A 15623-nucleotide genomic window follows, 5' to 3' on the forward strand; every position below is an offset into this window, starting at 1 on the left:
TAGTTAAAGCAGGGATATCATAATGTTGCGATAGTCTGACGTTGTTGGCAATTACATGGGGCCAGAATAGCTTCACCGGGGGGCGGGTCCACATGACGGGCACGCGGCTGGTTGCAGCCATCGCTGCCCGATCCATCGATGCTTGCCCTGCTGACACTCGGCGTATGGCTGCTCGCGAAATACCGGGCCGGCGGCCAGCCGAGGCTCCTGCCGCCGGCTACGGTTTGTCGAACATCATCCCGGAGTGATCGACCACCTCGACAAGACCGCGACCAAGCTTGTGGATTCGGACACGATGCTGGTCTATAGGATCACCCGCCCGTGACGGCGCGCCGTCCGAGGCGCGCCGGCGAAGCGATCCGCGGATAAAGGCGTGAATTGTCGAGCCACCGGATAAGCCGCTCCGACGCGGCGGTGGCGCCATCGGAGAATTGGTTGAAGCGAGCGATATCGATAGTCGTCACCCTGGCGCTGCTGGCATGGCTTGCCAGCGATCAGCGCTGGAAGATGGTCGGCGATGCCTTCGCCTCCATCACGCCCGGCGCTTTCGTGGCGGTCGCGGCGGCGCTGTTCGTCACCTATGTGCTCAGGGCGCTGCGCGTCTGCGACGAATTCCGCGACGACGTGAACGGCCGCTTCGGCGCCACGCTGCGCGTCATCCTGGTCCACAATGCGATGATCAACATCGTGCCGTTCCGCGGCGGCGAGACGGCCTTTCCGATCCTGTTGCGCCAGGTCTTCGGCGTTTCGATCGTGCGCGCCAGCGCCTCTCTTCTCTGGTTCAGGCTGCAGGACGCCTTCGTCGTCGGCGTGCTGGCCTGCCTTGTCTGGCCGGGCCTGCATCCGGCGCTGAGGACCGCCGGCATCGCGGCGCTGATCGCTGCCGCATGGTATCTGCCGCGCTGGGCGCGCGCGCCGCACAACTGGACCGCCGGCGGCAGCATCGTCTCGAAGCTCGGCAAATTGCGAGACATCTTCACGGAAGCAACCGGGCGCTCGCGCTACGGCTGGTGGTGGACGATCGCCAACTGGGCGCTGAAGCTCGGCGTGCAGGGCTGGCTGCTCGCCATGCTGCTCAACACCTCGTTCCAGACCGCCTTTCCGGGCGCTGTCGGAGCGGAAGCTGCCGCCATCCTGCCGGTGCAGGGCGTCGCCGGCTTCGGCACCTATGAGGCGGGCGCCGCCGCGGCGCTGCTCTATTCCGGCATCGCCATGAAGGACGGCCTGCAGGCAGCGCTCGCGTTGCATCTTTTCATCCTGTGCTCGGCGGTCGCAACCGGTGCGATCGCCTGGCTGTTTCCCTCGAAATCGACGCTGCCGGAAACCCCGGCAGCGGGACCGGCAAGGAAATGACTGCCATGAACGTGCTTCCCATTCCGGCCTCCGGATTGCCCGAGGGCGCCGTCATGCCCGAGCACAAGCTCTCCATCGTCATTCCGATGTACAACGAGGCCGACAATGTCGAGCCGCTGCTTGTCCGCATCCATCAGGCGATGGAAAATTACAGCCAACCCTGGGAAGTGGTGCTGGTCGACGACGGCAGCACCGACGCCACGCCGGCCGAAATCCAGCGCCTCGCGGCCGTGTACGGGCCGCACGTGCATGGCGTGGAGCTGGTGCGCAACTACAAGCAGACCGCGGCCATGCAGGCCGGCCTCGACGCCGCGCGCGGCGACGTCATCGCAACGCTCGACGGCGACCTGCAGAACGACCCTTTCGACATCCCGCGCATGGTCTATCGCCTGCTGACCGAGGATCTCGACCTCGTCGCCGGCTGGCGCAAGGACCGCAAGGAAGGGTTCTGGTTGCGCCGCCTGCCGTCCCGCATCGCCAACAGGCTGATCGCGCGCGTCACCGGCGTTAAGCTCAAGGACTATGGCTGCAGCCTGAAAGTGTTCCGCGGCAGCGTCATCCGCAGCGTGCGGCTCTATGGCGAGATGCACCGCTTCATCCCGGCGTGGCTGGCGACGGTGACGACGCCGCGCCGCATAGCCGAGGAAGTGGTGACCCATCACGCCCGCATTCATGGCCAGTCGAAATACGGCATCTCGCGCACCTTCCGCGTGGTGCTCGACCTCGTCTTCATGTTCTTCTTCCTGCGCTACCGCACGCGGCCCGGCCATTTCTTCGGCGGCATCGGCATCGTGCTCGGCGTGCTCGGCTCGCTGATCCTTGCCTACCTCTTCTCGATCAAGGTTTTCTGGGGGCAGGACATCGGCACAAGGCCGATGCTGATCACCGGCTTCTTCCTGGTGATCGCAGGCCTGCAGGCGGTGACGTCGGGCGTGCTGGCCGAGATGCTGTCGCGTGTCTATCTCGAGGCCAACGGCGCGCTCGCCTATGTGGCGCGGCCTCAGCCCGCGCATGGCGAGGGCGACGGCTGGCATTGGCCGAGCAAGCCGGCGGTTGTCGAAAAGCCGAAGGCGCGTCGGAAGTAATCCCGCTGGCGTCCGCCGGCCAGAACCGCGACGGGCGGACGATCGAAGGGCAAGAGGCAGCGCGCCATCAGCGCGCAAATGCCCTCTTGCCCCGCGATCACGCCCCCCGGCGATGGATTGGGCGGATCAACGTGCCCGGCAGGCCGCGCGTTGGCCGAAGCCGCTCGGGCCGCAAATCCAGGGTGAATGGCCAAGCAGCGGGCCAACGCTGCCCAGCGTGTAGGAAACCTTGACCGGCGCCGGCATGTGCAGCCGCTGCGGGCGCACGAAAGCCGCATAGGCTTCTTCCCTGACGCGCGTCACCCTGGTCATGCGCGTCATCGGCTTGCGATTGACTACATGCAGCCGCCTGTTGCTGACGTGGTGCATCTTCTTGCCGAGTTGCTCCGTCACCGGCTTGACGCTGAGCGAGCCGGTTTTCATCGTATCCATGCTCTGGCAGCCGGACACGATCGAGGCCAGTGCAAGAGCGGCAATGACGCAAGCATATCTCTTGCCGACGGCCGCTGCTTTATTCATGAAATCGTTCATTGTCGTCCCCTGCTACGAAATACGCGTTGCTTTCGCGCGCGGATATATTTTCTCTTTCCTTGGCTTCCGCGCCGCGTGAATGGCTTACGCCCATTCACATCGTGGCTTAATATTAGAGGGGACTTATTAAAATTCGTGCAAACGAGATGATGAGCGCAGTCTTTCGCGACTCGATCGACTATTATTAAAATGCGAACGTTCGGCAGCCGCCCTTGCCGCCCAAGCCAACGGTCAATTTCCGGCCGGCGCAGCCGTGTAGGGCAGTCTCGCTTTCAGGCGGTTCAACGGTTGTTCCAACAAGTGCCATGAGGCCGCGGCAGCCGCGACCGTGACCAGCCCCGCAATCACGAACCGGATCGGACCGAGCGGAGGGAACTGCATCTCGAAGTATCCGCAGAAAAGGAAGACGACGGCCAGTGCGGGGAAATGATAGAGATAGATCCCATAGCTGATCCGGCCCAGATATCGCACAGCGGAGTTCTCTGCCAGTCGCTTGATCGGGCCCTTGGCACCTACGCTGGCCCAACTCACGACAGCGGCCAGAGGTACGACCGTCAGGAAGTCGCCGAGTATAAAGTTGAACATGGCAGCCTGCAGCGTGAATGAAATCGCCACGATGGCGATGGCCGCGACGCTTGCTATCGCCAGTTTCCACCGCAGTACATCGGTCAGTCGATTGGACGCTTCGATCGCCGCGAGAAGGGCGCCGGCGCCCAAAGCGTCGAACGCGGCCGGCGTCAGCACGTAACGGGCCGGCCCTTCCGGAAGAGAGAACATGATGGCTGCCCGAAAGGCGACCGCAGCAAGGATGATCCCAATCAGCGTCGGAATCAGTGTTCGGCCGGGGCTCAGTACGATCAGCAGCGGCCAAAACAGATAAAACTGCTCTTCTACGCTCAAACTCCACAGATGAGCGAGCGGCCAGGGGTCCCAGTTACCGTTTAGCGCAAACAAGACATTGGAGAGGTAGGCAGTGTGCCAGGGCAACGATGTCCGGACTTCGGGCAAGAAGGCGGCTGCCAAGGCCAGCATCACGTAATATGCCGGGAAAATCCTCAGGGCCCGCCGCAGATAGAAGACCAGGATGACTCCAAGAGTGCCCTGCGATCGGACCGCTTCCTTCGATCGGATCAAGATACCGGTGATCAGGTAACCGCTGATAACAAAAAACAGCCGGACACCATAATGACCCCAGGGTGAGGCTTCATCCCAAAAGTGCGAGTACATGACGGCGAATACAGCAACGGCTCGCAGCGAGTCGATCTGCGGCCTGTACTCGGGGTTAGGCATCCTACTGAACACAGGATGCCGCTTGCCAGGGCTTAGCGCAGCCGCGTTCAGACCACTCACAGGCATTCACCGCGCGACGACGATCACCAAAGAAGCGATCCGCCGAATAGGATTTGAGCCATGAACGACAGCTGTCTTCGGGCATTCCATTTGACTATTCATTCGACTCTTGAGGTTTCATTCACCCCAACCGAGATCAAAGCGGAATCTTTGGCTTCCGAGTTCGCCGCGGCCTGCACCGGAAACCGGATACGTAACCTTGACGATGTGTAGGCCGGCGCCCTGCTGCAGTCCATATATGCCTTGCAGACCGCGGTCGTAAAATCCTGCCAGCGGGATCAATATGGCGACGGCCGCGAGCGATCCTTGCAGCGCAAACTTACCTATGTTTTTCCGCAGAGAAATCTTGTTCTCAGTCAGATGCTTGCCAACTATCACCACGACCAGCAATCCGTAGATCGTCGCATTGAACGCGGCGAACCAGTAGAAACCGAAGGCTCTCGAAGGATGCTCCACTAGAAGCACCGGCAACGAAGCTCCAACCGCTAGCAGGGCATATGGCACGATGACGCGAGCGGGCAGAAGGTGTTTCGGGCCGCTGCCTTTTGGAGTGACGCGGAAATCGACGAATGACTTGGTCAGATAATCGCGAACCGATGCCAGCGTTCCTGCCATTACCCACGGCCAGCGCGCGAACAAATGGAAGAGTGTCCCTTCCCAACTGATAGCCTTCGCCGAGAATGGACGCGAGAGACCCAACCTCTTTAGAAAGATCACCAGAGCAATCGGGATGCCCGCGCTTGGCATGTAGTAGAAAAGGAAATCCGGGTAGGTCACGTTGGCAAAATTGTTGCCCGACAAAAGCGCGTAGATCGGCATGGCATAGGTTGCCATCGCAAACAAAGCGAACATGGGATACCAGAGCTGGCAGAATACGAACTGCCGTCTGAGCCTCGGGCTGAGCTTGGACAGATATGCCGGCGTGTATTCAAGCAGGATGGTCGTCAAGCTGCGCGACCATTGGAATTCCTGAGTAATCAGATCGGCGAAAGTTTGCGGTCCGTCGCCGTTGGCGATTGCGTCAATCGCGTGCACGCCGCGCCAGCCGGCGGCGTTGATCAGCATCGAGGTGGAATGATCCTCGGCAAGCTCCGGACCGAGACCCCCGGCCTCACGCAGCGCCCTCGTCCTTACGGCATAGTGCGAGCCGATGCAGAGGGGTGCGCCGCTAGCTGTGTAACCGGATTGCAATGGTCCGTGAAGCATCCCCTCAACAAACAGCCGGCCACGGGCCGCCCAGCTTTCATTGGCATTGTTGTCGCAGATGCTGGGCGCCGAGACGTAACCGACGCCAGGATCGGCAAACGGATAGAGGATTTCCCTCAGATAGGTCGGCGTCGGCACGTGATCGGCGTCCATCTGAGCGACGAAGTCGTAGCGCTCGTAACCGTAGTGGTCGTAAAAGAAGGCCAGATTGCCTTCCTTGCAGCGGGTCCGGCGCGGCCAGGTCTTGCGGTGATAGTCCTCGCGGCCGCGCCTGGTCGAAATCAGCACGCCATGGGCGTCGCACCAGCGAACCGTCGCCTCGGTCGGATCCTCGTCGGCAAGCCAGGTGTCGTGCGGATAGTCCTGCGCCAGCATCGCTTCCAATGTGCGCTGCACCACGGCGAAAGGTTCCGACGGCGCCTTGGTGACCACCATGGCGACGCGTGAACGCTTAGGGATCGTGTGCAGCTTCGAGGACTTCCTCGAGGCATGGACGTTGAGCAGGAAATACATCGGCATCAAGGTCAGCCAGGCCAGCACTATGGTGGCGAAGGCAAAGGGCCCGAGATGGCCGATATGCTCGGGCCGCAACCACCAGGACCAGAAGAAAGCCAGCGTGAGGAACCAGAAAGCGATGCCAAGCCGCAGGATCAATTGCTGGCGCGACGTGAGGACGGGCACGAGGTAGGGCCCATTGGGGCCGTGGCCAGCCGGAACCTCGCCAGCCTTGCCGATTGACGTCGTTTTGCCGCCGACAACGTCGGCTCCCCCAGATACGCCCATACTACCCGCCGCCCTGCCCGCCCGGCAAAGCCGGTCGAACGCATTCATCCCACTACAGAATCAGCTTGATCTAATGCAGAGTCAATAAAATTAGGCTTTCGTTAACCAAGCTTATTGGGAACTGGTTAACCCACGATGGCCTCCGCGACCTTCACCGGTCAGGGCGCGGCCGCAACGCCGGCTGGTGTGAAGCGCTCGGGGCCGTCCTTCCCATTAACCATACCGGTGGCGCTAAGGTTAAGTAACGGTTAATTGCGCTTGACTCTCGTCGAGTATAGGCTCTTATATGAGAGAGGGTTAATATCGTAATGTTGACGCGAATTTGTGAGTATCGCGGCGATCTTCTCTCCAGGTTTCAGGTAGAGAAACCTAGAGAGATAACCTCGGCGGACGGCGCTTCGTAAGACACGCCCGTCCCAGTCGCTCAGGCAACCCACGATTCACGTTGGCAGACGTTAGGGTTTGCGCGCCGGTTCATGCCGGCACGCAGCGGCAAGTTCCGATGTCCGTCGGACGTCGGAGCCATGGGAGGCAAGCATGAAATACTCCACGGCAACTGCATTCATGTCGGCGCTGGTTATCGGCGGCGGCCTTGCGTTCCCGGCTTCGACGGGGTCCCAGACCGGAACGGATCCGATCAAGACGAGCTCGGCCGCGTCGGCGTTCGGCTCCTACGATCCTTACGGCGATTTCAGCAATGACAAGTCGGCCAGCATCGAGGAACTGTTCCTGCCTTGGGAAGACGTCGACCTGTCGACGCTGCCGCTGGCGGACGCCTATGCGCAGCAACGCGGCCGCTCGCTGCTGATCACCATCGAGCCTTGGACGTGGTCGAAGGACTGGCGCATCACGCCGCCTGAGCTGAAGAACGGCATATTGAGCGGCAAGTATGACGCCAACATGCAGGCGATCTGCAACCTCGTCGGGCAGATGAAGAGCCCGGTTACCATCCGCTGGGCGCAGGAGATGGAAGACACCAACGGCCGCTTCACCTGGGCCAACTGGGCGCCGAAGGACTGGATCGCCGCCTACAAGCGCGAGGTGGACGTCTGCCGCAAGGCCGCGCCTGCGGCAAAATACATGTGGTCGCCCAAGGGTATCGAGGGCCTGGAAAAATACTATCCCGGCGACAACTATGTCGACGTCATCGGCCTGTCGGTGTTCGGCCTGCAGAAGAAGGACAATGACGAGGTGGGCCGCGACCGGACCTTCGAAGAGACGCTGAAGCCAGGCTATGACCGTGTCGCGAAATTCAACAAGCCGGTCATCGTTGCCGAATTGGGCTATGTCGGAAAGCAGGACTACGTGTCCAAATGGGCCGACGACTCGCGCAAGTCCTATGCGGAGTTTCCGGCCCTGACCTCGGTCGTCTACTTCAACCAGAAGGAAGTCTGGCCGTGGCTGGGCGGCTACGGGCTGCCCGACTGGCGAGTGACCCAGCACGTCCTGCCGTAGGGCGCGACAGACCATGCCCGTCCCGGCAGGACAGGGGCGGGCTCCAGTTTTATAGTTTGACAGGGATCGCCCCAAGGCCGAGCCTTGGGGATCGGTTCAAGGCGTGGCGTAAATGAGTTGGCGGAGTAAAATCGTGAACAGGGTGTTGGGGAATCTGCTCGGAGCGGCGCTAGCCTGCTCCGTTTTTGTTGTCGGCCCGCAGGGCGCTGCGATGGCCAAGGCCGCGAACAGGATCGACGCTAAGGTGGCGAAGGCCGCCGTCGTTTCCGACGAAGACGTCTATCAGCTCTACAAGAACCGTTCCTGGCGCTGGGGCAATCACGGCGCCGCCTATTTCGCGGTGCAGAAGCGGCAGTTTACAGCCTGGTCCACCGAAGGTGGAAAGAGCTATGGCGAGGGCATCTGGTTCATGCCCGGCAGCGGTAAGCTGTGTTTCCGGGCAACCTGGCATGGCTCATGGGGCGCCAAGACCTCCTTGAGCTGCTTCGAGCATCGCCAGGCCGGCAAGGTGATCTACCAGCGCAAATCTCCGGGCGGAGACTGGTACGAGTTCAGGGATCGCCACGGCAAATCGGACCTGCGCAATGGCGACTACGCCAGCAAGAAGGTGAAACGCTTCAAGGCGAAGCTGTAGTCGCTGCGCGCAAGCATGGCGCCATGCTTAGAGCAAGTGTGAGCGGCTAGGCTCGGTGTCTTCGCCGTAGCCTTCCATCCGGAATTGCGTAAAAACAAATAGATAGGGCGTTTCGCCGTTTTCCATGAAACGGTGAACCACACTGGTTGGCGTGAACAGCGCAATTGCCTGGGACCGCGATTTCGCGCAACGGTTTTCGCGACGGGAACGACCGCGAATGACCGATGCCTAAGGCTGGCAGATCCATCCTGATCACGGGAGCACGCGCGCCGGTGGCGCTGCATCTGGCGCGCCTTGTCCACGGCGCCGGGCGCAGGGTGATCCTGGCCGACACCCCGGCCCGGCCGATCGCGGCGGCGAGCAAGGCCTGCGCCCGCTATCACCGCCTGCCGCCGCCGCGCTTCGAGCCGCGGGCCTATGCCGATGCGGTGGAAGCGCTGATAAGGGCTGAAGGCGTCGAACTGGTCATCCCGACCTGCGAGGAAGTCTTTCACCTTGCGCTGGCCTGGCGCGGCAGGACCATGCCGGCAAAAGTGTTCGCGCCCGAGATCGGGTTGCTGGCGCAGGTCCACAACAAGCACAGCTTCATCCGGCTCGCCGATCGGCTTGGGCTGGAGGTGCCGGAGACCACGCTTCTCAATTCCCGCGACGATCTGGAGCCGGTGCGTGGCCACTCGCGCGACCTGGTGTTCAAACCGGTCTGGTCGCGCTTCGCCAGCCATGTTCTGCTGCGGCCGACACCGGATTTCCTCGATGCGATCGCGCCCTCGCCTGCCATGCCCTGGGTGGCGCAGCGTTTTGTCGAGGGCGAGGAGATCAGTGCCTATGTGGTGGCGCGCGAGGGACGGCTCAAGGCGCTGGCGCTCTATCGTTCTCCCTACCGCGCCGGCAGGGGCGCCGGCATCTTCTTCGAGCGGGTCGAGGACGATGCGGCGCGGGCGCTGGTCGAGCGCATCGTTGCCGGCACCGCATGGACCGGGCAGATTTCGTTCGACCTGATGCGTGAGCCCAGCGGCCGTGTGCTGCCGCTGGAATGCAATCCGCGCGCGGTGAGCGGCCTGCATTTCTTCCGCGATCCGGCGCGCTTCGCGGATGCCCTGCTCGGCGACGGCCAGGAAATCAGGCCGGACGTCACCCCGCCGCAAACGGTGCGGCTTGCGATGTGGATCTATGGGCTGCCGGCGGCGCTGCGTTCGGGCGAGTTCGCCCGCTTTCGCCAAGCGATGCGCGAGGGCGAGGAACTGCTCGATTGGCCGGGCGACTCAGCCCCAGTAAGGGCGCAATGGCCTGCACTGGCAGAGGTTGCGCGCGTGGCGTTGCGCGAGCGGATCAGCCTGCAGGCAGCGTCGACGCGGGATATCGAGTGGAACGGGCCGGGCTGATATGCTCATGCCCCGAGCGAGCCAGGGCCGATAGGCTTCACGTCAAGTTGCAGACCAAGTGCCTTGGTGACACCCAGCAGTGTGCTGAGGCGTGGGTCGCCCTTATCGCTCAGCGCTTTGTAAAGCGCCTCGCGGGTGACACCGGCGTTCTTAGCCACGGCGGTCATGCCGCGAGCTCGCGCGATGACGCCGAGTGCGTGTGCAATATAGGTTGCGTCACCGGTCTCGAACGCGTCGGCAAGGAGCTCGGCCTGAGACTCTGCATCATCGAAATATTCAGCGGCATCGAATGGTGTGGTTTTAAGAGCCATGTCAAACCTCGCTTGCCATCTGCTTGGCCTTTCTGATGTCCCTGTCTTGAGAGGATTTGTCGCCTCCGCAAAGCAGGATGATGACCGTGTTACCGCGCCTGATGAAATAGACACGGTAGCCCGGTCCATAGTCGATCCGAAGCTCGCCGATGCCTTCAAAGAACTTCGCGTCTCCCAGCAAGCCCGCTTCAACACGAATGATCCGTTGAGCAATCTTCCTCGCGGCTCGGATATCTTTAAGGTCCCGCAGCCACTTCCTGAATTCGTCAGTCTGCCGGACCTCGATCATGCGTGAACTATAATTCACACAGACGCTCAGGTCAAGATGTGTGAACTTCAGTTCACAATTCGATCTCGTGCACCCTGGCCTCGCTCGCCGCCGGCGGCACCCTTCCCTCCATGATCGCCGCGATGTCGCGGCGCAGGAAATCGAGCGGGCCGATGACCGGCACGGCCTGCGGCGGAAACCGGGCATTGTCGCTTGCCGATTTCAACACGCGGCGGTCCTGGTGCAGCGCGATGGTGAAGAGTGGCTTGAATGCCAGCGCCTTCAGCTCGCCGAGCAGGCCCTGGCGCCGTCCGATCAGCCAGCCGACGCCCTCGACGGTGCGCTCGTCGGCCTGGCGCAGATGAAAGGTGGTGGCCAAGACCAGCCCGTCCTTGCCCCAATATTCGAGCTCCGCGATGCCGGGATGGCGGAAGCGGCCGATGGTTTTCGCGCGCTCGCCTTCCAGGAGCCTGCTGATCAGGCCCTGCTGGCGATCCTCGCCGGTGTAGCTCGCCTCGACCCAGCCATCGCCGCCCGTCACCTCGACCCGCACCAGATGGCGCTTGGAGGTGAGGCCGCGCAGCAGGCCCTTGTGGGTGAAATGGGTATGGGTGGCGTCGAGGATGTTTTCCGCCGCGTCGATGACCGTCGACTGTGTCGACGAGCGTACGCGCCGCACGATGATGTCCTTGCCCTGCATACAGTGCAGGTAGGGCGCGCCCCGCGGCGTGCCGGATGAGATGAAGACGACGCCGTCGCGCTCGATCGCGGCGTAGCGGCGGACCCGGTAATGCGGCATGGCGCCGACATGGCCGGGGATCGCCGTGCAGCGGCCTTCGCCGTCATAACGCCAGCCGTGATAGGGGCATTCGATCTCGTCGCCGACGATCTTGCCGGTCGACAGCTCGACCAGCCGGTGGGGGCAGCGGTCGAACAGCGCGGCGATGCCTTTCGCCGAGCGGAACAGCACCACGGGCTCGCCGTCGAGCAGGATGCGTTTCGGCCGCCTGCCAATATCGGCGGACAGCGCCACCGCCTGCCAATGCGCTTCCCCACGGCGCTCGCTCACAATTCGAACCTCCTGAGCAGCGGAATTCCGACCAGCGCCAGCACGGCCTCCATCACACGGATCGCCATGCGCCGGCGAAGCGGAAGATGTCCGGCATAGACGGCGTTGTATTCGATAGCGGCAACGGCACCGCGCCGTCTTTTGAAACCGGCGGCGCCCGCGCTCATGTTGAAGAACAGGCCGCGCGCCGTGGCGTGCTCCTGCGCCACTGCCATCATCATGCGGTAAAGCCCGTCGGCCACCGGCAGGTCAGTGTCGTAGCCGACGATCGGCTGGGTCAGCGTGCGGCCGTTTTCGAACAGGCCGGTGACGGCGACCAATTCGCCGCCGGGCCGGCGCAGGCCCGCCAGGCTGATGATGCCGCGCCGGTGCATCTCGGCAATGTAGCGGGCGGTGTAGTGCGGATTGAGCGGCGTGTATTTATCGAGATAGAGCAAATTGTAGAGCTGCTCGGCGCGGGCGTAGTCGGCGCCGGTGAAGTCGCCATTGCCGACCCGCTCGAAGGGTGTTTCGCGCAGGCGGGCGCGATCGCGCTTCATGTCGCGCGTCATGGCGGGCGCGGCGCTGCGGTCGGCGAAGATGTAGATCTGGCGCGCCGCCAGCATACGGAACCCCTCGGCCTTCAAGGCGGCAATGGTCGCCGGATCGGCGATGTCGTTCAACGAGCGGATGACGATGGCGCGATCGGGGAAACGCGCGGTCAGGTCGGCACGCAGGGACGCGGCGGTCGGCCGGTCGAGCAGCGGCACCGGATTGGTCGAATAGAGCCAGTTGTTGACCTGTGCCTGACGGTCGAGGCCGCTGGCCCTGACCAAAGGCGCGCAGGCCCTGATCAGGGCGTTGAGCGCGCGCTTGAGCAGCGGATGGGCGGCGAAGTTGCGCGTCTCGTCCATCGCATAGTCGATGTAGGCGCCGGTCGGGCAGCAGATGTAGCAGTTGGGCGCATCATCGGCGCCGTTCAGGGTCAGCGGAAAAACGTGCCCGGCAAGTTCGAACGTCTCGACCTTCGTCTTGAGGTTGGCGACGAGGTCGCGCACGGGCACCTCGTTGAAAAGCCTTACGAAAGCCTCGACCTTGGCCGGCTTGTTCTCGACGCGGTCGGCCTGCTGTACGGGCCTTTCCATCATCGTCGCGCCGCTCATCGCGCCGGCTCCAGGCGGCATTCGACGCGGCGCAGCTTGCGGCCTGTTTCCAACGGCAGCGGCGTGCGGACCAGCGTTATGGTGGCGGCCGCCTTTCGTATTTCCAGGAGAGCACGCACAGCTTGATGCGCGGCCACCGCCGCATCGTCGGGGAGCGTCGGCGGAAGTCTGAGCTCGATGCTCTCCGACGCGGTCTGGACAAGGCGGAAATCGTCGATGCGGCGGTCTGCCTTGAGCACGGCGTTGCGCAGCACATCGGGCGCGACCAGGATTGGCCCATTCGGCGACGTGAATCGGAAGGCATCGTCCATGCGGCCGACAATTTCGTCGACGCAGCGCAACGGCGAACCGCAGCGGCAAGGTTCTTTGGACAAACGCAACAGGTCGTTCATCCTGTAACGCGCCATGATCTGTGTTTGACGGCGAAAGGCGGTCACCAGCGGCGTCACCAGCCCCTCGCCCGCCGGCTCGAATTCGAAGAAGACGGAGTCTTCCGCCAGATGCAGGCCGCCCTGTCGGCAGGTCACGGCGAACAGGCCCTCCGTCGCCATGTAGATCTGGTCGAGCGGCCGTTGGAAGAAGTTCTCGATCACCGGGCGATCGACCGGATCGAGCGTCTCGGCGGCGGAAAAAACGCGCTTCGGCCGGAGCCGGAAGCCTTCGGCCGCAAAATGCCGCAGGATCTTTGGCGGCGCGATGATGACCGTCGGGTCGAAGGCTTGCAGTTCATCGCGCCAGCTTTCCGGCCCCAATGTCAGATCGAAGAAGGCAAGCTTGATCAGGCGCGATTTGCGGGCGCTGTCATAGAGCCCGGTGTTCTGCGGCAGGATGACGGCGACTCGCATGCCGCGCCAGAGAAGATCGGCCGCCGCCTTGGCGAGGATCGCTCCGAGCCATCGGTATTTCTCCGCTTCCGAAATCACGAACAGGCCGCGATTGCCGGAGGTGCCGGTGCTGGCGCCGACCGCGAGCGCGCCGGCGCGGCCGTCCCGCGCCAAGGCCGCCCAGGCTTGCGCGGCGGTGAGACCGTGGATGTTGAACTCGTCGAAGCGCGCCATCAGCAGCGCCTTGTCGGTGACCGGCAGATCGCTGAGGCGGGCCGGCGCCTTGCCGTAAAAGGGCGCGCGCGGCAGGTCGCGGTCGAGGAAACGGCGCAAGGCGGTCGCCTGCCAGCGCTCAAAATCCGCGCGGCTTTTCCGCGACACCCAGCGTGTCAGGGCGAAAGACCCTGCCGCCTCCGCCAGCCCGTTCATGAAACCTCCGGCGCGAGGTCATAAGGCGTCGGCGCGGGATCATGGCAGAGCATCACCTCGCCGCCCGTGCTGAGGAAGCGGCGCAGCATGGCGCTGGTCGGCTCGATCGCCGCCGCCTCCTCGGCGATCAGGGTGGCCGGGAAACCGGGCGTGCGATTTTCGATCAAAGCAGTGAGCAGCCATTGCGCATCGACGGCGTAGAGCAGCGGGCGGTGGAGGCCATTGAACAGCAGGCCGAACTGGCCATCGGCATGTCCTGGAAGATCGACCGCGATCACGCTGCCGTCGTCGAAGAGATCGGCGCCGCCCGGTACGTCCTCGCGCGTTTGGACGCCCCGCTTCGCGGACAAACCTTCCAGCCGCGCCTCGAAATCCGGAGGAAAAAGTTCGGTGAAGACGCCATGGCGCAAATTCTGGCGCCGCGTGCGCGCCTTGACCCTCCCCCAGGCTGCATCGCTGGCGATGAAACGGGCGTTGCGGAACAGCGACAGGCCCGAAATGTGGTCGGCATGGAAATGCGTGACGATCACGGCGCGGATGTCATCGGGCGACAGGCCGAAACGCCGCAGCACCGGCAGAACCTGCTCCTCCGCATTGAGATCGGGCTTCAGCAGCGCGCCGTAAAGCCGCAGCATCAGGCCGCGCCGGTCGCCGCTCAGCGCTTCCGGCGTGTAGCCGGTGTCGACCAGCACCGGTCCGGCGGCGGGGTGAAAGAACAGCCCGTAGCGGACACGCAGCCCGACGTTTTTCCAGCTCCCGCCGCGCAGGATCAGCCGCTCGGCGGCGTTGACCCAGGCGCTGTTGGCAAAGACGAGCCTCATGGCCTGGTCCCGCCGGGAAAGGTGCGGTCAAGCCCTTGCTCGAACGAGATTTTCGGCGCCCAGCCAAGAACGCGTTTCGCCTTGGAAAGATCGAGGCTTTGCGCATAGGCGAAGAGACCGAGCCCATAGCGGGTGACCGGCGGCTCGGGCCGGCCGGGCAGCCGCAGCGCCACCGCTTCCATCAGGCCAGCCGCCAGCATCGCCGGCATGAGCGGCATCGGCCGCCACCGCGCCTTGAGACCGGCGCGGATGCAGGCCTCGTCGGCGATGCGGCGGACCGGCAGCACCTCGCCGCCGGAGATATTGAATATCCGCTGCTCCGCCTCCCTGGGTGCCGCGAGCGCCGCCATGACCGCGTCGACGACATCGTCGACATAAGTGAGGTCGATGGCCGCCCGGCCGTCGCGAAACAGCGGCAGCGGCCGGCTTTTCGCCGCCTTGATCAGGCGCGGCAACAGCGCGCGATCGCCCTTGCCGTAGATGCCGCGCGGCCGCAGCACCACCGGATGGATATCGGGCTGGCCAAGCACGATTTTCTCCGCCTTGCGCTTGGTGCGAGCATAGTGATTGACCGGTTCCGGCAAGGCCGCATCCTCGGTGAGACCGAGTTGGTCGCGGAAGGCAAAGCAGACGGACGGGCTGGAGATGTGGACGAAACGGCTGACGTCCTGCCGGCTGGCGAAGTCGACGAGGTTCCGGGTCGCCATCACATTTGCCGCCTCGAAATCCGCGAGGCGTCGGAAGGGCGAAGAAAGCGCCGCGCAGTGGATAATCCGTTCGACCCTGCTCAGCCTGGGGTCGAGGGCGGCGCCGAACGGCTGCGCGAGATCGTGACGGATGATGCGATGGCCGGCCGCTTCGAGCGCCGCGCAGCGCGCCTCATCGCGGCCGAGCCCGAGCGCCAGCGTGCCGGATTCCGCCAGCCGCTCGAGCACATGGGCGCCGAGAAAGCCGCTTGCGCCGGTGACGAGGACGGCCAT

Annotated in this window: 15 protein-coding genes; 5 read left to right on the forward strand and 10 right to left on the reverse strand. The window is 63.6% G+C overall.

Annotated features, from left to right (window positions below; all coding sequences use genetic code 11):
- Positions 1–435 precede the first annotated feature (435 nt).
- Together DPM35_RS01640 and DPM35_RS01645 are read left to right on the forward strand one after the other, a co-directional pair.
- Complete coding sequence (locus DPM35_RS01640; RefSeq protein WP_112125590.1) at positions 436–1353, forward strand: lysylphosphatidylglycerol synthase domain-containing protein; 918 nt, start codon at positions 436–438, stop codon at positions 1351–1353.
- A gap of 5 nt (positions 1354–1358) precedes the next feature.
- Complete coding sequence (locus tag DPM35_RS01645) at positions 1359–2438, forward strand: glycosyltransferase family 2 protein (RefSeq protein WP_112125591.1); 1080 nt, start codon at positions 1359–1361, stop codon at positions 2436–2438.
- 126 nt (positions 2439–2564) lie between these two features.
- On the opposite strand, the gene DPM35_RS01650 is transcribed toward DPM35_RS01645, so the two are convergent.
- The 3 genes from DPM35_RS01650 to DPM35_RS01660 form a co-directional block, all read right to left on the reverse strand.
- On the reverse strand, positions 2565–2957 hold the full coding sequence (locus DPM35_RS01650; protein WP_245431396.1) for a hypothetical protein: 393 nt from the start codon (positions 2955–2957) through the stop codon (positions 2565–2567).
- 243 nt (positions 2958–3200) lie between these two features.
- On the reverse strand, positions 3201–4319 hold the full coding sequence (locus DPM35_RS01655) for an acyltransferase family protein (RefSeq protein WP_181591889.1): 1119 nt from the start codon (positions 4317–4319) through the stop codon (positions 3201–3203).
- A 117-nt stretch (positions 4320–4436) separates the two neighbouring features.
- A complete protein-coding gene (locus DPM35_RS01660; protein ID WP_112125594.1) occupies positions 4437–6308 on the reverse strand; it encodes a glycosyltransferase family 2 protein in 1872 nt (623 codons plus the stop codon).
- Positions 6309–6845: 537 nt separating this feature from the next.
- Here DPM35_RS01660 and DPM35_RS01665 point away from each other — a divergent pair.
- The 3 genes from DPM35_RS01665 to DPM35_RS01675 all read left to right on the forward strand — a co-directional run bounded on the left by DPM35_RS01665 (position 6846) and on the right by DPM35_RS01675 (position 9779).
- The gene (locus DPM35_RS01665; protein ID WP_112125595.1) at positions 6846–7763 is read left to right on the forward strand and encodes a glycoside hydrolase family 26 protein; all 918 of its coding nucleotides are present in this window, start codon (positions 6846–6848) and stop codon (positions 7761–7763) included.
- 133 nt (positions 7764–7896) lie between these two features.
- The gene (locus DPM35_RS01670) at positions 7897–8397 is read left to right on the forward strand and encodes a DUF995 domain-containing protein (protein WP_112125596.1); all 501 of its coding nucleotides are present in this window, start codon (positions 7897–7899) and stop codon (positions 8395–8397) included.
- A gap of 224 nt (positions 8398–8621) precedes the next feature.
- On the forward strand, positions 8622–9779 hold the full coding sequence (locus DPM35_RS01675) for an ATP-grasp domain-containing protein (protein WP_112125597.1): 1158 nt from the start codon (positions 8622–8624) through the stop codon (positions 9777–9779).
- Between the two features lie 5 nt (positions 9780–9784).
- On the opposite strand, the gene DPM35_RS01680 is transcribed toward DPM35_RS01675, so the two are convergent.
- From DPM35_RS01680 to DPM35_RS01710, 7 genes are read right to left on the reverse strand one after another with little or no spacing between them, the layout of a single operon-like run.
- Positions 9785–10090, reverse strand: a complete 306-nt coding sequence (locus tag DPM35_RS01680) for an addiction module antidote protein (protein ID WP_112125598.1) — start codon at positions 10088–10090, stop codon at positions 9785–9787.
- Between the two features lies 1 nt (position 10091).
- A complete protein-coding gene (locus DPM35_RS01685) occupies positions 10092–10379 on the reverse strand; it encodes a type II toxin-antitoxin system RelE/ParE family toxin (protein WP_041008392.1) in 288 nt (95 codons plus the stop codon).
- Between the two features lie 52 nt (positions 10380–10431).
- The gene (locus DPM35_RS01690; protein WP_112125599.1) at positions 10432–11427 is read right to left on the reverse strand and encodes a Rieske 2Fe-2S domain-containing protein; all 996 of its coding nucleotides are present in this window, start codon (positions 11425–11427) and stop codon (positions 10432–10434) included.
- Entirely contained in the window at positions 11424–12569 is a 1146-nt protein-coding gene (locus DPM35_RS01695; protein WP_245431397.1) for a GNAT family N-acetyltransferase, read from the reverse strand. The genes DPM35_RS01690 and DPM35_RS01695 overlap by 4 nt, the downstream gene beginning before the upstream one ends.
- Positions 12566–13822, reverse strand: a complete 1257-nt coding sequence (locus tag DPM35_RS01700; protein WP_112125600.1) for a F390 synthetase-related protein — start codon at positions 13820–13822, stop codon at positions 12566–12568. The genes DPM35_RS01695 and DPM35_RS01700 overlap by 4 nt, the downstream gene beginning before the upstream one ends.
- The gene (locus tag DPM35_RS01705; RefSeq protein ID WP_112125601.1) at positions 13819–14643 is read right to left on the reverse strand and encodes an MBL fold metallo-hydrolase; all 825 of its coding nucleotides are present in this window, start codon (positions 14641–14643) and stop codon (positions 13819–13821) included. Before DPM35_RS01705 ends, DPM35_RS01700 begins: the two co-directional genes overlap by 4 nt.
- Positions 14640–15623, reverse strand: a complete 984-nt coding sequence (locus tag DPM35_RS01710) for an NAD-dependent epimerase/dehydratase family protein (protein WP_112125602.1) — start codon at positions 15621–15623, stop codon at positions 14640–14642. The genes DPM35_RS01705 and DPM35_RS01710 overlap by 4 nt, the downstream gene beginning before the upstream one ends.

The organism is Mesorhizobium atlanticum, from assembly GCF_003289965.1.
Lineage (GTDB): Bacteria > Pseudomonadota > Alphaproteobacteria > Rhizobiales > Rhizobiaceae > Mesorhizobium > Mesorhizobium atlanticum.

Bases quoted from the DNA above. Each gene is read 5' to 3' on its own strand.
- DPM35_RS01705 (WP_112125601.1), bottom strand. From the start codon at position 14,643: ATGAGGCTCGTCTTTGCCAACAGCGCCTGGGTCAACGCCGCCGAGCGG.
- DPM35_RS01645 (WP_112125591.1), top strand. From the start codon at position 1,359: ATGAACGTGCTTCCCATTCCGGCCTCCGGATTGCCCGAGGGCGCCGTC.
- DPM35_RS01685 (WP_041008392.1), bottom strand. From the start codon at position 10,379: ATGATCGAGGTCCGGCAGACTGACGAATTCAGGAAGTGGCTGCGGGAC.
- DPM35_RS01650 (WP_245431396.1), bottom strand. From the start codon at position 2,957: ATGAATAAAGCAGCGGCCGTCGGCAAGAGATATGCTTGCGTCATTGCC.
- DPM35_RS01665 (WP_112125595.1), top strand. From the start codon at position 6,846: ATGAAATACTCCACGGCAACTGCATTCATGTCGGCGCTGGTTATCGGC.
- DPM35_RS01680 (WP_112125598.1), bottom strand. From the start codon at position 10,090: ATGGCTCTTAAAACCACACCATTCGATGCCGCTGAATATTTCGATGAT.
- DPM35_RS01660 (WP_112125594.1), bottom strand. From the start codon at position 6,308: ATGGGCGTATCTGGGGGAGCCGACGTTGTCGGCGGCAAAACGACGTCA.
- DPM35_RS01710 (WP_112125602.1), bottom strand. From the start codon at position 15,623: ATGGCCGTCCTCGTCACCGGCGCAAGCGGCTTTCTCGGCGCCCATGTG.
- DPM35_RS01695 (WP_245431397.1), bottom strand. From the start codon at position 12,569: ATGAGCGGCGCGACGATGATGGAAAGGCCCGTACAGCAGGCCGACCGC.
- DPM35_RS01700 (WP_112125600.1), bottom strand. From the start codon at position 13,822: ATGAACGGGCTGGCGGAGGCGGCAGGGTCTTTCGCCCTGACACGCTGG.
- DPM35_RS01675 (WP_112125597.1), top strand. From the start codon at position 8,622: ATGCCTAAGGCTGGCAGATCCATCCTGATCACGGGAGCACGCGCGCCG.